The 15,549-nt window shown below is 71.3% G+C and carries 14 protein-coding genes and 1 pseudogene; 11 read left to right on the top strand and 4 right to left on the bottom strand.

Features of this window, described 5'->3' with window-relative positions:
• Window positions 1-9: 9 nt before the first annotated feature.
• The gene (locus EKG83_RS37160) at window positions 10-1,302 is read left to right on the top strand and encodes an ABC transporter substrate-binding protein (RefSeq protein WP_033428004.1); all 1,293 of its coding nucleotides are present in this window, start codon (window positions 10-12) and stop codon (window positions 1,300-1,302) included.
• On the opposite strand, the pseudogene EKG83_RS49890 reads toward EKG83_RS37160, so the two are convergent.
• A pseudogene (locus EKG83_RS49890) lies at window positions 1,293-1,439 on the bottom strand (hypothetical protein); the annotation flags it as partial. The gene EKG83_RS37160 and the pseudogene EKG83_RS49890 sit on opposite strands and share 10 nt — an antisense overlap.
• 15 nt (window positions 1,440-1,454) lie before the next feature.
• Entirely contained in the window at window positions 1,455-3,197 is a 1,743-nt protein-coding gene (locus tag EKG83_RS37150; protein WP_051764518.1) for an ATP-binding protein, read from the bottom strand.
• A 142-nt stretch (window positions 3,198-3,339) separates the two neighbouring features.
• Between EKG83_RS37150 and EKG83_RS37145 the strand changes: the two genes are divergently transcribed.
• Window positions 3,340-4,998, top strand: a complete 1,659-nt coding sequence (locus EKG83_RS37145) for a catalase (RefSeq protein WP_033428003.1) — start codon at window positions 3,340-3,342, stop codon at window positions 4,996-4,998.
• 3 nt (window positions 4,999-5,001) lie between these two features.
• Here EKG83_RS37145 and EKG83_RS37140 read toward each other — a convergent pair whose 3' ends face one another.
• Complete coding sequence (locus EKG83_RS37140) at window positions 5,002-5,214, bottom strand: hypothetical protein (protein WP_033428002.1); 213 nt, start codon at window positions 5,212-5,214, stop codon at window positions 5,002-5,004.
• Between the two features lie 197 nt (window positions 5,215-5,411).
• On the opposite strand from EKG83_RS37140, the gene EKG83_RS37135 reads away from it, so the two are divergent.
• From EKG83_RS37135 to EKG83_RS37125, 3 genes are all read left to right on the top strand, one after another.
• The gene (locus EKG83_RS37135; RefSeq protein ID WP_033428001.1) at window positions 5,412-6,020 is read left to right on the top strand and encodes a DUF4255 domain-containing protein; all 609 of its coding nucleotides are present in this window, start codon (window positions 5,412-5,414) and stop codon (window positions 6,018-6,020) included.
• Window positions 6,017-8,008, top strand: a complete 1,992-nt coding sequence (locus EKG83_RS37130) for an ATP-binding protein (RefSeq protein ID WP_033428000.1) — start codon at window positions 6,017-6,019, stop codon at window positions 8,006-8,008. Before EKG83_RS37135 ends, EKG83_RS37130 begins: the two co-directional genes overlap by 4 nt.
• 243 nt (window positions 8,009-8,251) lie before the next feature.
• Window positions 8,252-8,980 carry an eCIS core domain-containing protein gene (locus tag EKG83_RS37125; RefSeq protein ID WP_033427999.1) on the top strand — a complete coding sequence of 243 codons (729 nt, stop codon included), beginning with the start codon at window positions 8,252-8,254 and terminating at the stop codon, window positions 8,978-8,980.
• On the opposite strand, the gene EKG83_RS37120 is transcribed toward EKG83_RS37125, so the two are convergent.
• Window positions 8,935-9,981 (bottom strand): carbohydrate kinase family protein, encoded by a 1,047-nt coding sequence (locus tag EKG83_RS37120; protein ID WP_170191754.1) that lies wholly within the window; start codon window positions 9,979-9,981, stop codon window positions 8,935-8,937. The two genes, EKG83_RS37125 and EKG83_RS37120, sit on opposite strands and share 46 nt — an antisense overlap.
• 159 nt (window positions 9,982-10,140) lie before the next feature.
• On the opposite strand from EKG83_RS37120, the gene EKG83_RS37115 reads away from it, so the two are divergent.
• The 6 genes from EKG83_RS37115 (at window position 10,141) to EKG83_RS37090 (ending at window position 15,548) form a co-directional block, all read left to right on the top strand.
• On the top strand, window positions 10,141-11,673 hold the full coding sequence (locus EKG83_RS37115; protein ID WP_033427998.1) for a phage tail sheath family protein: 1,533 nt from the start codon (window positions 10,141-10,143) through the stop codon (window positions 11,671-11,673).
• A 12-nt stretch (window positions 11,674-11,685) separates the two neighbouring features.
• Window positions 11,686-12,129, top strand: coding sequence for a phage tail protein (locus EKG83_RS37110; protein WP_033427997.1), 444 nt, complete (start codon window positions 11,686-11,688; stop codon window positions 12,127-12,129).
• A 4-nt stretch (window positions 12,130-12,133) separates the two neighbouring features.
• Entirely contained in the window at window positions 12,134-12,586 is a 453-nt protein-coding gene (locus EKG83_RS37105; RefSeq protein ID WP_033427996.1) for a hypothetical protein, read from the top strand.
• Window positions 12,583-12,741, top strand: coding sequence for a DUF6760 family protein (locus EKG83_RS37100; protein ID WP_153278692.1), 159 nt, complete (start codon window positions 12,583-12,585; stop codon window positions 12,739-12,741). Before EKG83_RS37105 ends, EKG83_RS37100 begins: the two co-directional genes overlap by 4 nt.
• A gap of 2,034 nt (window positions 12,742-14,775) precedes the next feature.
• On the top strand, window positions 14,776-15,111 hold the full coding sequence (locus EKG83_RS37095) for a hypothetical protein (protein WP_153278691.1): 336 nt from the start codon (window positions 14,776-14,778) through the stop codon (window positions 15,109-15,111).
• Between the two features lie 5 nt (window positions 15,112-15,116).
• Window positions 15,117-15,548 (top strand): phage tail protein, encoded by a 432-nt coding sequence (locus EKG83_RS37090; protein WP_033427994.1) that lies wholly within the window; start codon window positions 15,117-15,119, stop codon window positions 15,546-15,548.
• Window position 15,549: the final 1 nt, after the last annotated feature.

Genomic DNA, 15,549 nt, shown 5'->3' with positions numbered 1-15,549 from the left:
GTGGATGGGATGGCAACGCACAGAGCGGTGCTCGCGGGCCTGGCGGTGGTGGCGCTCGCCGCCGCGGCCTGCCGCGGTGGTGACGGCGCGGCGCCCGCGGAGGGCAGGGGCGGCATCAAGGTCGACTTCGGCGTGACCCAGGAGCCGTGCCCGGACACCGGCCACGCCGACCGCGGCTGCATCTACCTCGGCACGATCTCCGACCTGACCGAGGGGCCGTTCAAGGCCCTGGCCACGTCGATCGTGGACGCGCAGAAGGCGTTCTGGAAGCGCGTGAACGACGGTGGCGGCATCGGCGGCTACGACGTGGACATGACCACCCACATCGCCGACAACAAGTACAACCCGCAGATCCACAACCAGGTCTACCAGGAGATGAAGGGCGACGTCCTGGCGCTGACCCAGACCCTGGGCTCCCCGACCACCGCGGCCATCCTGCCCGACCTGGAGAACACGCGGATGGTGAGCGTGCCGGCGTCGTGGACGTCGCTGTGGGGGTTCGAGGAGGTCGTGCTGGAGTCCGGCGCGAACTACTGCGTGGAGTCGATGAACGCGGTCGACTACGCGGTGGACGACCTCAAGGCCAGGAGCGTCATGGCCGTCCACCTGCCGGGTGATTACGGTGACGACGCCGCGGCGGGGGCCCGTCGCGCCGCGGAGGGGCGCGGCGTGGCGTTCTCCAACGCGGTCACCCAGACGGGGCAGGACAACCAGGGCGGTGCGATCGACGCGATCGTGTCGGCCAAGCCGGACGTGGTGATCCTGACGGTCGGCCCGACCGACGCGGCGGTGATCATCGGCCAGACCGCGGCCCGCGGCTTCACCGGGAAGTTCATCGGCACCTCGCCGACGTGGAACCAGGGCCTGCTGGCCAGCCCGGCGGCGCCCGCGATCAAGGCGCTGTACTACCAGTCGGCGCCGTGGAAGTCGTGGGGGACCGATTCGCCGGGGCACAAGGCGATGCGGGAGGCCCTGCCGGGGGTCACGCCGAACGACGGGTACACGTCGGGGTGGGTGTGGGCCTACCCGTTGAAGGCGGCTCTGGAGAAGGCGGCGGCGAACAAGGACTTGACGCGGGCCGGGGTGCTCGACGCGGTGCGGCAGTTGGACGCGGTGGACTACGAGGGGATGCTGCCTGTCGGGGCGGGGAAGTTCAACGGGACGCCGGACGAGTCGACGTTCCGGCAGTCGTTGATCTACAAGCCGGACGAGTCGGCGGCCACCGGGGTGGGGTTGGTGAAGGACTTCTTCACCGGGCCGACGGCCAAGGCGTTCACGTTCGACAAGCCTTGTTACACCTGATCGGGGTTGAGGCGGGCGCGGAGTTCTGGGGCTTGCGGGGCGTTCAGTTCCTCGTAGAGGGCCAGGGCTTCGCGCCACGCCTGGCGGGCTTCGGTGGGGCGACCGGTGGCGTGCAGGGTGTCGCCGAGCGTTTCGAGGGTACGGGCCGTCTTCTAGTGGTCGCCTTCCGCGCGGGAGAGCGCAACAGCTCGGCTGAACGCCTGGATCGCCTTTCCGGGACGGTCCAGGTCGAGGTGTAACCGGGCTATTTTGCGAAGGGCGAGAGCCTTGCTCCAGGTGTTTCCGGTGCGATTGAAGATGTGTATGGCCTGGTCTATGTGCTTTTTTGCTTCATTGAAGCGCTGTTGACGCCTGTGGATATTTCCCAACATGCAGAGCATGACACCTTCGCCTCGGAGGTCCCCGATCTTCCGGTATATCGACAGGGCGGAACGGTAGTGCGCAACCGCTTCGGTCGCTTGTCCGAGTTTTTCCTGAGCCATCGCTACGGCGTGCAGTGCCTGTGCCTCCCTTCGGCATTCACCAAAATCTCGCGCCTCTGTCAACATCTGCCCTGCGACTTTGAAGGACTCGCTGAAGCGATCCGCCCAAAAGTAGGCGTCTGCGAGTTGGCTTAGTGCAGTCAATATCAGTGGGGAGTCCTGCTCGGTGTGCGCGCTGTGCAAGCCGACCTCGCTGATGGTCACGATTTCCTGCCACCGCGCCCTCAGTACGAGGGTGTCGGTTGTAACAAAGGGGAACTGCGCGGCCAGGCGGTGGAAGCCAAAGGTAGCCGCGAGTGGCACGGCGGCGATCCGAGCGTCTTCCGCCTCATCCAGGTCGGCGCGTTCGCGACTGTAATCCCGCAGCAGGTCGTGGAGCTGGAAGCGGTTGCCGGGCAGTTCGGTCAGCATGTGCGTGCCGGTGAGCTTGTCCAGGTGGCGGCGCACCTCGGCGTCACTCAGACCGGCCAGGGCGGCGATCGCCGGAGCGCTGAACGAGGGACCCGGGTGCAGGCCGAGCAGCCGGAACACCCGTGCCGTCGGGGGCGGGAGCGCGCGGTACGACCACTCGAACACGGTTCGCACTGCCGTGGCCTCGTCGTCCTCGGCGGCGAGCAGGTCCAGTCGGCGCTGCTCGTCCGCCAGACCAGCCACCAGGTCGGACACCGGGCGCTGCGGGTGGTTGACGACGTGCTCGGCGGCTATGCGCAGTGCCAGGGGCAGGTAGCCGCACCGGCGGGCGAGTTCGTGGATCGCGTCGGTGTCGGCTGTTGGGCCGATGACACCCCGCAAGAGCGACACCGCCTCGTCCGGTGGGAGCTGGTCCAGGTTGATCCGGTGGGCGCCGTCGCGGGCCACCAGTCCCGCCAGGCGGTTCCGGCTGGTGACCACGACCGCGCAGGTGGCGGTGTTCGGCAGCAGGGGGCGGACCTGGTCGACGGTCGCCGCGTTGTCCAGCACCACCAGGACACGGCGGTCCGCCAGCAGGGACCGGTAGGTGGCGGCCATCGCGTCGACGCTCCGGGGGATCGTCTCGCCGGACATGCCGAGGGCGCGCAGGAAGCCGTCCAGGGCTTGCGCCGGGGGGACCGGCGGGTCGGGGTCGAAGCCCCGGAGGTTCACGTACAGCTGCCCGTCGGGGAAGCGGTCCCTGACCCGGTGGGCCCAGTGGACCGCGAGCGACGTCTTGCCAACGCCGCCCGTGCCCGCGATGGCCGAGATGACGACCGCCTCGGTTCGGGTGGTCAGGAGGGTGTTCAGCTCCGCCATCTCCCGCGTGCGACCGGTGAAGTGCGAGACGTCCGGTGGCAGCTGCGCCGGGCGGACCGGTGGTCTCGAAGCGACCAGGTTCACCTGCCCCACCGAGCCCGCCTGGACCACGGCGCCGGTCACCGCGCCCGCCTCGTTCCGCACGCCGGTCAGTCTCCGGGCGGTCGCCCGCCGGAGGTCCGCAGAATTGCCACCCGACCCGGTCAGTTACTCCGTTCGGTCCAGGGGTAGTCCGAGGGGACGAAGCAGTCCCGGGAAAGACGCGCGGAAGGACGACGCGACCGTCATGACCGACGTGGCGAGCAAGGGGCCCCAGCCCGGTGACGACCGGCCGGTCCTGACCGACCGGCAGGGCCACCCCATCTACGACAACCAGAACCAGCGGACCGTCGGCGCGCGGGGGCCGGCCACCCTGGAGAACTACCACTTCCTGGAGAAGGTCAGCCACTTCGACCGGGAGCGCATCCCCGAACGGGTGGTTCACGCCCGGGGGGCGGTCGCGTTCGGTCACTTCGAGGCGTACGGCGCCTGGGGGGACGAGCCGATCGCCCGCTACACCCGCGCCAAGCTGTTCCAGGACAGGGGCGGGCGCACCGAGGTGGCCGTCCGCTTCTCCACCGTCATCGGCGGGCGGGACTCGTCGGAGTGCGCGCGCGACCCGCGCGGCTTCGCGGTGAAGTTCTACACCGAGGACGGCAACTGGGACCTGGTCGGCAACAACCTGGCCGTGTTCTTCATCCGGGACGCCGTCAAGTTCCCCGACGTCATCCACGCCCTCAAGCCCGACCCGGTGACCTTCCGGCAGGAACCCAACCGGATCTTCGACTTCATGTCGCAGACGCCCGAGTGCATGCACATGCTGGTCAACCTGTTCAGCCCGCGCGGCATCCCCGCCGACTACCGGCACATGCAGGGCTTCGGCGTGAACACCTACAAGTGGGTCAACGCCGAGGGCGAGTCGCACCTGGTCAAGTACCACTGGATGCCCAAGGCCGGTGTCCGCAGCATGACCGAGGACGACGCGGCCCGGATCCAGGCCACCGAACTCGGTCACGCCACCAAGGACCTCTACGACTCCATCGAGCGCGGCGATTCCCCCGAGTGGGAGCTGCTGGTCCAGATCATGAGCGACGACGATCACCCCGAGTTGGACTTCGACCCGCTGGATGACACGAAAGTGTGGCCGGAGAACGAGTTCCCCGCCAAGCCGGTCGGCCGCATGGTGCTCGACCGCAACGTCAGCGACTTCTTCGCCGACAACGAGCAGATCGCCTTCGGCACCGGCGTGCTGGTCGACGGCCTGGACTTCTCCGACGACAAGATGCTCGTCGGCCGCACCTTCTCCTACAGCGACACCCAGCGCTACCGGGTCGGGCCCAACTACCTCCAGCTGCCGGTCAACCGGCCGAAGGAGGGCGTCGACGTCCGCACCAACCAGCGCGACGGCCAGATGGCCTACCGCAACGGCGCGTCGGGCGACAACCCGCACGTCAACTACGAGCCGTCGATCGTCGACGGGGTGCGGGAGGCCCAGTACCCCACCCACGACGAGCAGGGGCCGGTCATCGAGGGCCGGCTCACCCGCAAGCGCATCCCCCGCGCCAACGACTACACCCAGGCCGGGCAGCGCTACCTGCTCCTCGAACCGTGGGAGCGCGACGACCTGGTGCACAACTTCGTCACCCTGCTCGCCCAGTGCGACCGGCCCGTCCAGGAGCGGATGGTCTGGCACTTCCTGCTCGTCGAGGACGACCTCGGGCTGCGCGTGGGCGAGGGGCTGGGCATCCGGCCCGCCGACGTCGCCCCACTGCGGCCGCTGGCGAGCCAGGACCTCACCGACGAGGACCGCAAGCGCCTGGAACACCTCGGTGACAACGGCCCGCGCGACGTGAGGGGGCTCAAGATGACCCACTGCGTGCCCAACGCGCGCGTCACGTTCGACTGAACTTCACGACGCCCGCGCGCGCCGCTTCCCCAGGTAGGGCAGCGAGAACAGGTAGAGGCCGGAGAACAGGAGCACGGCGAGCGGCGGCAGCGGCAGGTAGAACAGCCAGGGGAGGGACTCCGCCTGGCCGAGGAAGGCGAAGCAGGCGACCACGGTCACCGTGAAGGCGATGGACGTCCAGCGGTGCAGCGGGCGGACCCACTTCTTCCCGTTCATCACAGGCTCCTCAGGGGTGGAAAGCGTTTGGCGCGGTTGCGTGGGAAGGACACTAGGTACCGCCCGCCGCCGCGTGCTTCTCGATTCCTGACCGGTTCGGCGCAGCGGCGGACTGCCCGCACGGGCAGCCGGCGCTGCCCGGAGGTTCGCCGCACCGCCGCTGGTCCGCGGCACCCCCGCCCGGCCATCGTGGGAGCGTGATCCACGAGGTAGACGAGGCGCTGCGGCGGCTGGTGCGCGACGACGCGTTGCGCGGCACGGACGTGGAGGTCGCGTTCGAGGCCCCCACGAAGGACTGGGCCGCGCGCCGCAACGCGCCCACGGTCAACGTCTACCTCTACGACATCCGCGAGGACCTGCGCCGCCGCCAGCGGGGCCTGCTCAACGAGTACGAGAACGGCCAGGTCACCGCCCGCCGCCTGCCGCCCCGGCACATCAAGCTGTCCTACCTGGTCACGGCGTGGACGCAGCGCTCCGAGGACGAGCACCGGCTGCTCTCCGAGCTCCTGGTCGGCTTCCTGCGGCACGAGTCGCTGCCGACCGCGCTGCTCACCGGCTCCCTGGACGAGCTGAAGCTGCCCGTGCCGATGACCGTGGCCCTGCCGCCGCCGGAGGACCGCGCGTTCGCCGACGTGTGGTCGGCGCTGGGCGGCGAGCTGAAGCCGTCGCTGGACGTGGTGGTGTCGGCGCCCGTCGACGCCGGGCGCGTGCTGCCCGCCGGTCCCCCGGTCCGGGAGGGCCTGCACCTGGCCGTGGGCGGCGACCACGTCGCGCACCGGCCGGCCGCGGTGCGCAGGCGCCCGTGAACACCGGCGGCCTGCCCCACCTGTTCACCCGGCTCGCGGCCCTGGAGCGGCGCATCCGGGACGCGGTCGCGGCCCGCCGGGGCACCGACCACAACCCCGACGACCCGTTCCGCGGCCTCTACCTGTCCGACGAGGCGATCGACGCCCTGCTGGCCACCCGCCGGGAGCCGTTCGTGCCGTTCCAGGAGTCGCCGGCGGCCGGGCGGCTGGGGAGGCTGGCCGACACCGCCGGGTTGACCGGGCTGGACGTGGAGCTGCTGCTGGTGGCGCTGGCGCCGGACGTGGACAGCCGGTTCGAGCAGTTCTACGGCTACCTCAACGACGACGTGACGCGCCGCCGGGCCACCGCGGGCCTGGCGCTGCGCCTGTGCGGGCTGCCCGAGGCGTCGGCGGCCGGCCGGGCGCGGCTGGACCCGTCCTCCCCGCTGCCCGCCGCCGGGCTGCTGGTGGTGGAGGACCGGGAGCGCCCGTTCCTGTCGCGGTCGCTGCGCGTGCCCGACCGGGTGGTCAACCACCTGCTCGGCGACGACCGGCCGGACGCGGCGCTCACCGGGGTGGCCCGGGTCGTCGACGAGGTGCCCGCCGCCGACGTGGGCCCGCTCGTGCGCGCCTTCCAGGCCGGGATACGGCTCGTCCACCTGCGGGAACGCCCGGGCGGCGGCGCGCGGGAGACGGCCGCCGCCGCGTTGCGGCGGGCCGGGTTCGCGGTGCTGGGCGTCGACGCCGACCGGCTGCGCGCCGAACCGGACCGGGGCGGCGCGGTGCTGCGCGAGGCCGTGCTGCGCGGCGCGGGGCTGGTGCTCGGGCCGGTGGAGGACGAGCCGCCGCTGACCGACCTCACCCACCCTGCGGTGCCGCTGGTGGTGTTCGGGCCGGGGGTGTGGGACCCGCGGTGGAGCACCGAACCGCCGCTGCCGCACGAGGCCGGGCCGCTGCCGGTCGCCGAGCGCGCCAGGGTGTGGCGGACCCGCCTGGACGGCCGGCTGGCGCCCGGCGTCGACCCGGCCGCCGCCACCGCCCACTTCGTGCTCGGCCCCGGCCAGATCGCCCGCGCCGCGCGGGCCGCGTCGGTGTCGGCCCTGGTCGACGGCGGCGTGGTGACCACCGAGCACCTGCGGGCGGGCGCGCGCAGCCAGAACGCGGCCGGGTTGCAGCGGCTGGCCCGCCGGGTCGAACCCGCGGTCGGCTGGGACGACCTGGTGCTGCCCGACCAGGTGGTGGGCCTGCTGCGGGAGCTGGCGTCCCGCGCGCGGCACCGCGACCGGGTGATCGACGAGTGGCGGATGCGGCCCGGCGGCGGGCGCGGAAGGGGGGTCACGGGCCTGTTCGCGGGCGACTCCGGCACCGGCAAGACGATGTCCGCCGAGGTCATCGCCGCGTCTTTGGGGTTGGACCTCTACACGGTGAACCTGGCGACCGTGGTGGACAAGTACGTGGGTGAGACCGAGAAGAACCTGGAGCGGATCTTCACCGAGGCGGCGGGCGTGAACGGCGTGCTGCTGTTCGACGAGGCCGACGCGATCTTCGGCAAGCGGTCGGAGGTGCGCGACGCGCACGACCGGTACGCCAACATCGAGAGCGCCTACCTGCTGCAGCGGGTGGAGACCTTCGACGGGATCGCGGTGCTGGCCACGAACCTGCGGGCGAACCTGGACGAGGCGTTCACCCGCAGGCTGGACGTGGTGGTCGACTTCCCGCTGCCCGACCCGGTGTTGAGGCGGAGGCTGTGGGACCGGTGCCTGGGGGCGTCCGCGCCGCGCGGTGAGGTGGACCTGGACTTCCTGGCCGCGTCGTTCGAGCTGGCGGGCGGGCACATCCGGTCGGCCGCGGTGACGGCCGCGTACCTGGCCGCCGAGTCGGGGCGGCCGGTGGGCATGGCCGAGGTGGTCGGCGCGGTGGCCCGCGAGTACCGCAAGCTGGGGCGGTTGGTCGGGGAGCGCGAGTTCGGGCGGTACTTGGGGTTGGCGGCGGAGGGGGTGGGGCGGTGAGGGGGTGGGGCGGTGAGGGCGACGCGCCCGAGTCGGCCGCCGCGCGCTGTACCGCCGCCGCGCGCTGTACCGCCGCCGCGCGCCGGCCTCCCACAGACCACCGGCCTGCCGTGAGCCACCCGCCGCCGCGGACCACCGGCTGTCGTCAGCCGCCCGTTCGGGCAGCGAGCGCTGCCCGTGAGGTCGTGGTCCATTCGGTGGCCGCGGGTTCACGATGGGGCGAGGGGTTCGGGAGGGAGCGACATGCGCGGCCACGAGCACGACCACGACGGCGAGGCCGGGTTCCGGCCCAGGGGCGACCGGCCCGACCGCGACGAGGGCGACCTGCTCGGCCGAGCCGCCGCCGCGGGCAGGCGGGACGTGCTGGGACCGGCGGGCATGCTGGGGCTCCAGCGGGTCGTCGGCAACGCGGGCGCGAGCGCCCTGGCCGAGGAGTCGCCGGTGCACGACGTGGTGAACTCCGGCGGCTCGCCGCTGGACGCGGACGTGCGCGAGGACATGGAGGCCCGGTTCAACCAGGACTTCGGCGACGTGCGCGTGCACACCGACGGCGCGGCGCACGAGTCGGCCCGGTCGGTCAGCGCGCACGCTTACACGGTGGGGTCGGACATCGTGTTCCAGCGCGACGCGTACGACCCGTCCTCCGACGCGGGGCGGCACGTGCTCGCCCACGAGCTGACGCACGTGGTGCAGCAGCGCAGCGGCCCGGTGGACGGCACGGACGCCGGCGGGGGCATCAAGGTCAGCGACCCGTCCGACCGCTTCGAGCGGGAGGCGAGCGCCAACGCCGACCGCGTCATGGCCGGGCCGGCGCCCGGGGCCGCCGTGCAGCGGGAGGCCGCGGGGCACCGGGAGGTCTCGGTGCAGCGGGACGAAATGCCCGCCCCGGCTCCGGAGGAGGCGCCGGAGGAAGAGGTCGCGCAGACCTACGTGCCGCCCGCGGTGCAGCGCGAGGAGGACGAGGAGGAGTAGATCTCCTGGAACAGCCCCGGGAACCCCTCGTACCCGGCGTGGCGCATCTTGTGCCTGGCCAGCGCCATCCCGAGCGACGCGCCGAGCCCGACGGCGGACCGGTCGCGGGCCAGCACCGCCAGCAGGCCGGCGGCGAACGCGTCACCGGCGCCCGTGGGGTCCGCGATGTCCCGCTCGGCCAGCAGCTCGCCGGGGTGGAACTCGTCGCCGTCGCGCCGGAACACCGCGGTGCCCGTCGGCCGCTTGACCACGACCGCGGCGCGCGGGTCGGCGAACCGCGCCAACAGCCGTGCCGCGGTGTCCCGCTCCGGCTCGCCCGGCCGGTGGTCGCCCAGCGCGCGGAACTCGCGCTCGTTGAGCAGCAGGCAGTCGCTCAGCCGCGCGATGCCGTCGACCCCAGGCGGCCGCGCGGCGCACCACGCGTGACCGGGGTCGAAGGAGAGCACGGTGCCCGGTGACCGCCGCCTGACCTCGGTGAGCAGGGCCGGCAGCCGGCCGGGCGCGCGGTCGTCGAGCAACGACGTCACGTGCACCACCCGGGCGCCGGCCAGGTACCCGGCCAGCTCGTCGAAGTGCCGCCCGACCAGGTCGGCGAGCCGCGCGTTCGCCCCGTCGTGGGTCAGCAGCGTCCGCTCGCCGCCCCGCACCAGGGACACGCACGTCCCGCACAGCAGGTCGTCCTCCTCGAACACGAAGCGGTGGTCGACGCCCAGCCGCTCGAACTCCCGCACCACGTCGAAGCCCGGCGCCCGACCCGCCACGCCGACGTAGCCCAGCCGCAGGCCGGAGCCGGTGCGGGCGATCGCGTGCACGGCGTTGAACGCGGACCCGCCCAGGGCGGTGCGCGGCCCGGCCGGCGCGACCGCCTCGACGGCCGCGCGGGCGGTGGCGGCGTCCACCGCGTGCTCGACGCCCGGTTCCAGGCCGACGTCGAGGTCGGTGGTCACCACGTGGTCGAGGTTGAGCGCGCCGACGCCGACGACGTCCGGGTGAGCGGTCACCACCCCGTCCTACCAGGTCCGCCCCGGACGCGCCGCTGCACCTTTGGGCAGCCGGCGGCGTACCCCGGCACCGCCGCGCGGTCGTTCCGGAGCTCGCCCCACCGCAGCAACATCGTCGGCAGCACAGCCGTGTCGGCACTAATCGCGGGGAGGCAACGGATGCCCACCTATCTCTCGCCGGGGGTGTACGTCGAGGAGGTGGAGGCTGGTGCGCGGCCCATCGAGGGCGTGGGCACCGCCGTCGCCGCCTTCGTCGGCTTCGCGGCCAGGGGACCGTTCAACACACCGACCCTGGTCACCAACTGGGCCCAGTACACGCAGGTGTTCGGCGACTACGTCGAGGACTGCTACCTCGCCCAGTCGGTGTACGGCTACTTCCTCAACGGCGGCACCAACTGCTACGTCGTCCGCATCGGCGGCGAGCGCGCCGGCGCCGGCGGCAACGGCAAGCCCGTCGAGGCGCCGACCGCCCAGGCCGCGCTCGGCGGCTACCGCGTCGCCGCCAAGCAGCTCGACGCGGGCGAGATCACCGTGGAGGTGGCCGACGCGCAGGGCGAGAACGCGCCCGACGACCGGTTCACGCTGCTGGTCAAGCAGAACGGCAAGGTCGTCGAGACGCACCACGTGACCACCAAGCGCACCAAGGAGAACGTGGTCACGGTGGTGCAGGAGAAGTCGAAGCTGATCACCATCGAGGAGGCCGCGTCCAGCGGGCTCGCCAAGCCGGACAAGGGCAGCGTGACGCTCAAGGACTCGCCCGCCGCACCGCCCGTGCCGCGCGAGGTCGCCGCCGACGACTACGTGGGCGACGTGGCCGACCGCACCGGGTTCGGCGGGCTGGAGGCCGTCGAGGAGGTCACCATGGTGGCCGTGCCCGACCTGATGTCGAGCTACCGGCGCGGCGCGATCACGCTGGAGTCCGTCAAGGCCGTGCAGCTGGCGATGATCGCCCACTGCGAGCTGATGGGCAACCGGGTCGCCGTGCTCGACCCGCCGCCGGGGCTGAACCCGCAGCAGGTCAAGGACTGGCGCCTCAACGACGCGGGCTACGACTCGAAGTACGCCGCCCTGTACTACCCGTGGGTCAAGGTCTTCGACCCGGCCAGCGACGAGCACGTGCACATCCCGCCCAGCGGGCACGTGGCCGGCGTGTGGGCGCGCACCGACGGCACGCGCGGCGTGCACAAGGCGCCCGCCAACGAGGTCCTGCGCGGCGCGGTGGCGCTGGAGACGCAGCTGACCAAGGCCGAGCAGGAGCTGCTGAACCCGATCGGCGTGAACTGCGTGCGGTCGTTCCCCGGTCGCGGCATCCGGGTGTGGGGCGCGCGCACGCTGTCGTCCGACCCGGCGTGGCGCTACCTCAACGTGCGGCGGCTGTTCAACTACCTGGAGGAGTCCATCCTCAACGGCACCCAGTGGGTCGTGTTCGAGCCCAACGACGACGCGCTGTGGGCGCGCATCCGCCGCACCATCAGCGCCTTCCTGGTCACGGAGTGGCGCAAGGGCGCGCTGTTCGGGCTCACGCCGGACGAGGCGTTCTACGTCAAGTGCGACCGCGAGACCAACCCCGCCGAGTCCATCGACCTCGGCCAGGTGGTCTGCGAGGTGGGCGTCGCACCGGTCAAGCCCGCCGAGTTCGTCATCTTCCGCCTGGCGCAGATCTCCGGCGGCACCAGTCTGGTCAACGAGTAGAGGCGGTAAGCGATGGCCCTCCCCGATCTCGACACGTCCGTCGGCCACTCCTTCGGCCTTGAGGTGGACGGTGTCGCCATCAAGCAGATCTCCGAGGTGTCCGGCTTGAAGATGGAGCAGGACGTCATCGAGCTCAAGCAGAACACCTCCGACGGCAAGTACGTCATCAAGAAGCTGCCCGGTCGGCCCAAGGCGGGCGAGGTCACCCTGACCCGAGGGTTGACCGCGGACAACAGCTTCGAGAAGTGGGTCAAGGACGCGCACTTCGGGAAGATGGGCAGCGCGCGCAAGGGCGGGGCGATCATCGTCTACGACTACGAGGGGCAGCCGATCAAGCGGTACAAGCTGACCAACGCGTGGCCCAAGTCGCTGGAGATCGGGTCGCTGAAGGCGGGCGACACCAGCGTGCTGACCGAGAAGCTCGTCGTCACCTACGAGATGATGGAAGTCGAGTGACGCGATGCGCAGGGTGATGGCGGGGGTCGGTGCTCCGGGGGTCGGTGCCCCGGTCGGTGCCCCGGTTGGTGCTCCGGTGGTCGAGCCGATGCGCACGGAGTTCGCCTTCGAGCTGCCGCGCGGGTACGTCGACGACGCGGGCGTGGTGCACCGGGCGGGCGTGATGCGCCTGGCCACCGCGCGGGACGAGCTGGTGCCGCTGCGCGACGACCGGGTGCGCGAGAACCCGGCCTACCTGACCGTCGTGCTGCTGGCGCGGGTGGTCGTGCGCCTCGGCACGGTGACCGACGTGCACGCCGGGGTCGTGGAGAACCTGTTCGCGGCGGACCTGGCCTTCCTGCAGGACGTGTACCGGCGGGTCAACAGCGAGGGGCACACGCGGGCGCCGGTGGCCTGCCCCGAGTGCGGCCACGGGTTCAGCGTGGACGTCGCGGGCGGTCGCCCGGGGGAATCGTGACGTACGCGGCCGACCGGCTGCACGAGGAGGTCGCGTACGTGGCTTACCACTTCCACTGGTCGTGGGACTCGATCCTCGACCTGGAGCACGCGGACCGGCGGCGGTACGTGGCCGAGATCGCGCGCATCAACACGCGGATCAGCCAGGGGCGGTGAGGGGTGATGTGGCCGTTCCGACGGGGCCGGGTGGAGGACGTGCTGCCGGTGCGGCGCGCTGAGTGGCGGTCGTTGCCGCCTGTGCAGCGGGTGGTGGGTGATCACCCGTTGGTGAACCCGGTGGAGCGGTTCTCGGGGTCGTTGGCTTCTTGGCGGTCGCCCGGGGTGGTGGGGGTGTTGGGGCACCTGGTGGGGGTGGACGAGCCGTCCGGGGTGGTCGAGGGCGTGGTGCAGCGCGCTGGTGAGGTGCCTTGGGGTGGGGCGGCTTCGGGTGGGCGGATCGTGGGTGGGGCGCCTGTGGGTGGGGTGGCTTCGGGTGGGGTGTTTTCGGGTGGCCTGGCTTCGGGCGAGGTGCCCTCAGGTGGGGTGGCTTCGGGCGAGGTGCTTTCGAATGAGGTGGCTTCCGGCGGGGTGGCTTCGGGTGGGACGCCTTTAGTCGGGGTTCCTTCGGTGCGCCCCCCGAAGGGCGGGGGACGAGGGGTGTTGTCGCGGCTGTTGCGGATGGGCGGGGCGGCCGAGGCTCCGGCTCCTGCTGTGCTTCCCGCTGTGCTTCCCGCTGCGACTCCGGCTTCTGCTTCTACCGCTTCTGCTTCTGTTTCTGCCGCGACCCCACTCCAGGCCGATGTTCCGGCCCCGACGGTGGGCGAGGCGCCTGCCGATGACAAGCCGGCTGCGGTCGAGACACCTGTTGTCGGGACGGCCGCCGAAGGCGAGACGGCAGATGTGGCAGATGTGGCAGATGTGGTGGAGATGCCGGTTGCGGTGGAGGCGCCCGTCGGTCCTGAACTGCCGCCTGCGCTGCCTAACCGGCTCCGCGAGCCGCAGATCGGGACGGTGCAGCGATCGCAAGCCCCAGTGCGGCCCACTTCTCCGCAGCCGCTGGCCCATGCCCAGCCGCCGGTTCACTCGCAGCCGCCGGTTCACCTGTCGCCACCGGTCCGCTCGTCGCCACCGGTGGGCGCGCGGCCATCGGTTCACCCACAGCTCCTGGTGCAGAAGTTCTCGGTTGGGGAGCCTCGACTGGCTGAAGTCGCGAACAGTCCCGAGCCGGTGGGGCCTGCTGTGGGGGCAAGCGCCGTGGGATCGAGCGCCGTGGAGGCGGATGCTGCGGAGTTGGGTGTCGCGGAAGCGTTTGCGGTGGAGCCGGATGTCGTCGAGTCGAGTATCGCCGGATCGGATGTTGCTGAGTCGCGCGCGGTGGAGTCAGGTGCGGTGGAGTCAGGTGCGGTGGAGTCAGGTGCGGTAGAACCGATCGCACCGTTGGTTGGTTCCTCGGCAGTCGGTTCCTCGGCGGGTGGTCCCTCAGTGCGACCTGGCCCGCGTGATACCGGGACAGTCCAGCGGAAGTGGGAAGGTTCTGTCACTCCATCCCCGTCTCCATCTGCAAACGACTCCACATCCGCAAACGACGTTGCTGTAGTACGGCAGAGCAGGTCGGTCGTCCCTCTCGGTGCTGCTGCGGTGAAGGCGGAAGTGGGAAGCGCGCCAGAGCCAACGGTTTTGTCGAATGTTGACATTCCGGGTGATGGTGCTCCGGCCCTTGGAATGTCAACATTCGACATTACGTTGGGTGGGAGTCAGGTCGCGCCTGTTGCGCCTCAAGTGCAGCGGCTCATTGGGACTGAAGTGGCAGCGCCGATCGCTGGGCCTGTGACCGCTGGAACTGTAAGTCCCGGGCTTGTCTCGGCTGCGACTGAGACTTCGGCTGTCGGGTCTGCGGCCGTTGGTTCTGTGACTGTTGGGGCTGCGGTTACTGGAACTGCGCCATCTGTTGGCAACGCGCGACGTGGCTTGGGTGTCCCGATCACTGTTCAAGCGGTGTCCGCCCAACCGGTGTCCGCCCAACCGATGGCCGGTCAAGCCGTGTCCGGCCAACAGCTTCCCTATCAACCTGTTCCCTACCAACCTGTTCCCTACCAACCTGATCCCGCCCGACCAGTTCCAGCCCAACCCGTCGCCGCTCGTTCTGTCGCCGCCCAGAGGAGTGTTCAGGCTGGGGAACCGTCACCCCGGCGGATCGAGTTCGGGCTGGGGATGCCCATCGCGAACGTCGTTCCGCGCGTCGAGCCGGCGCAACCCGTCGCGGCTGTGGTGCAACGGGATGTCGGGCAGGCCCTAGCGGGTGCTCCTGCGGAGCAGGTGTCCGCCGCGCCGGGCGACATGACTGGCACAACCGACATGACCACCGCCACCAGCACCGACACCGCGAGCACCAGCACCAGCACCAGCACCAGCACAGGCGCCCCCAACACGCCCCCAGACCCCGAAGCACTGCTCAACAAGCTCTACGACCCCCTGGTCCGCCGACTGAAAGCCGAACTCTGGCTGGACCGCGAACGGCGCGGTGCGCTGACCGACAGGTGGAGGTGAGAGGCGTGACCCAGGCAGAGGAAGCAGTCGCCGTGTGCTTCGTCGTCCGCATCGACGACCAGAGCCTCGGCTCGTTCAACAGCTGCGACGGGCTGGGCGTGGAGTTCACCCTCGAACAGCGCGAGGAGGGCGGCAACAACGGCATGGTGTGGCAGCTCCCCACCCGCATCAAGTACTCCAACGTCAAGCTCTCCCGCCCGGTCACCAAGGACAGCTCCAAGATCATGGACTGGATCGCGGGCATGGCCGCCGGGGTGAGCCGGCGCACCGCGGTCATCGAGGCGCGCACCCTGGGCGGCACCGTCGTCGCCAGCTGGGCGCTGTCGGGCGTGGTCCCGGTGCGGTGGAGCGGCCCGCAGCTCTCGGCCGACTCGCCGAAGGTCGCCACCGAGACCCTGGAGCTGGCCCACCACGGTTTCCTCGGCACGGCGAGGTGAC

It is taken from the genome of Saccharothrix syringae (genome assembly GCF_009498035.1).
GTDB lineage: Bacteria > Actinomycetota > Actinomycetes > Mycobacteriales > Pseudonocardiaceae > Actinosynnema > Actinosynnema syringae.
Note: the sequence above shows the minus strand (reverse complement) of the source record. Positions and strands in the feature narration are given on the sequence as shown.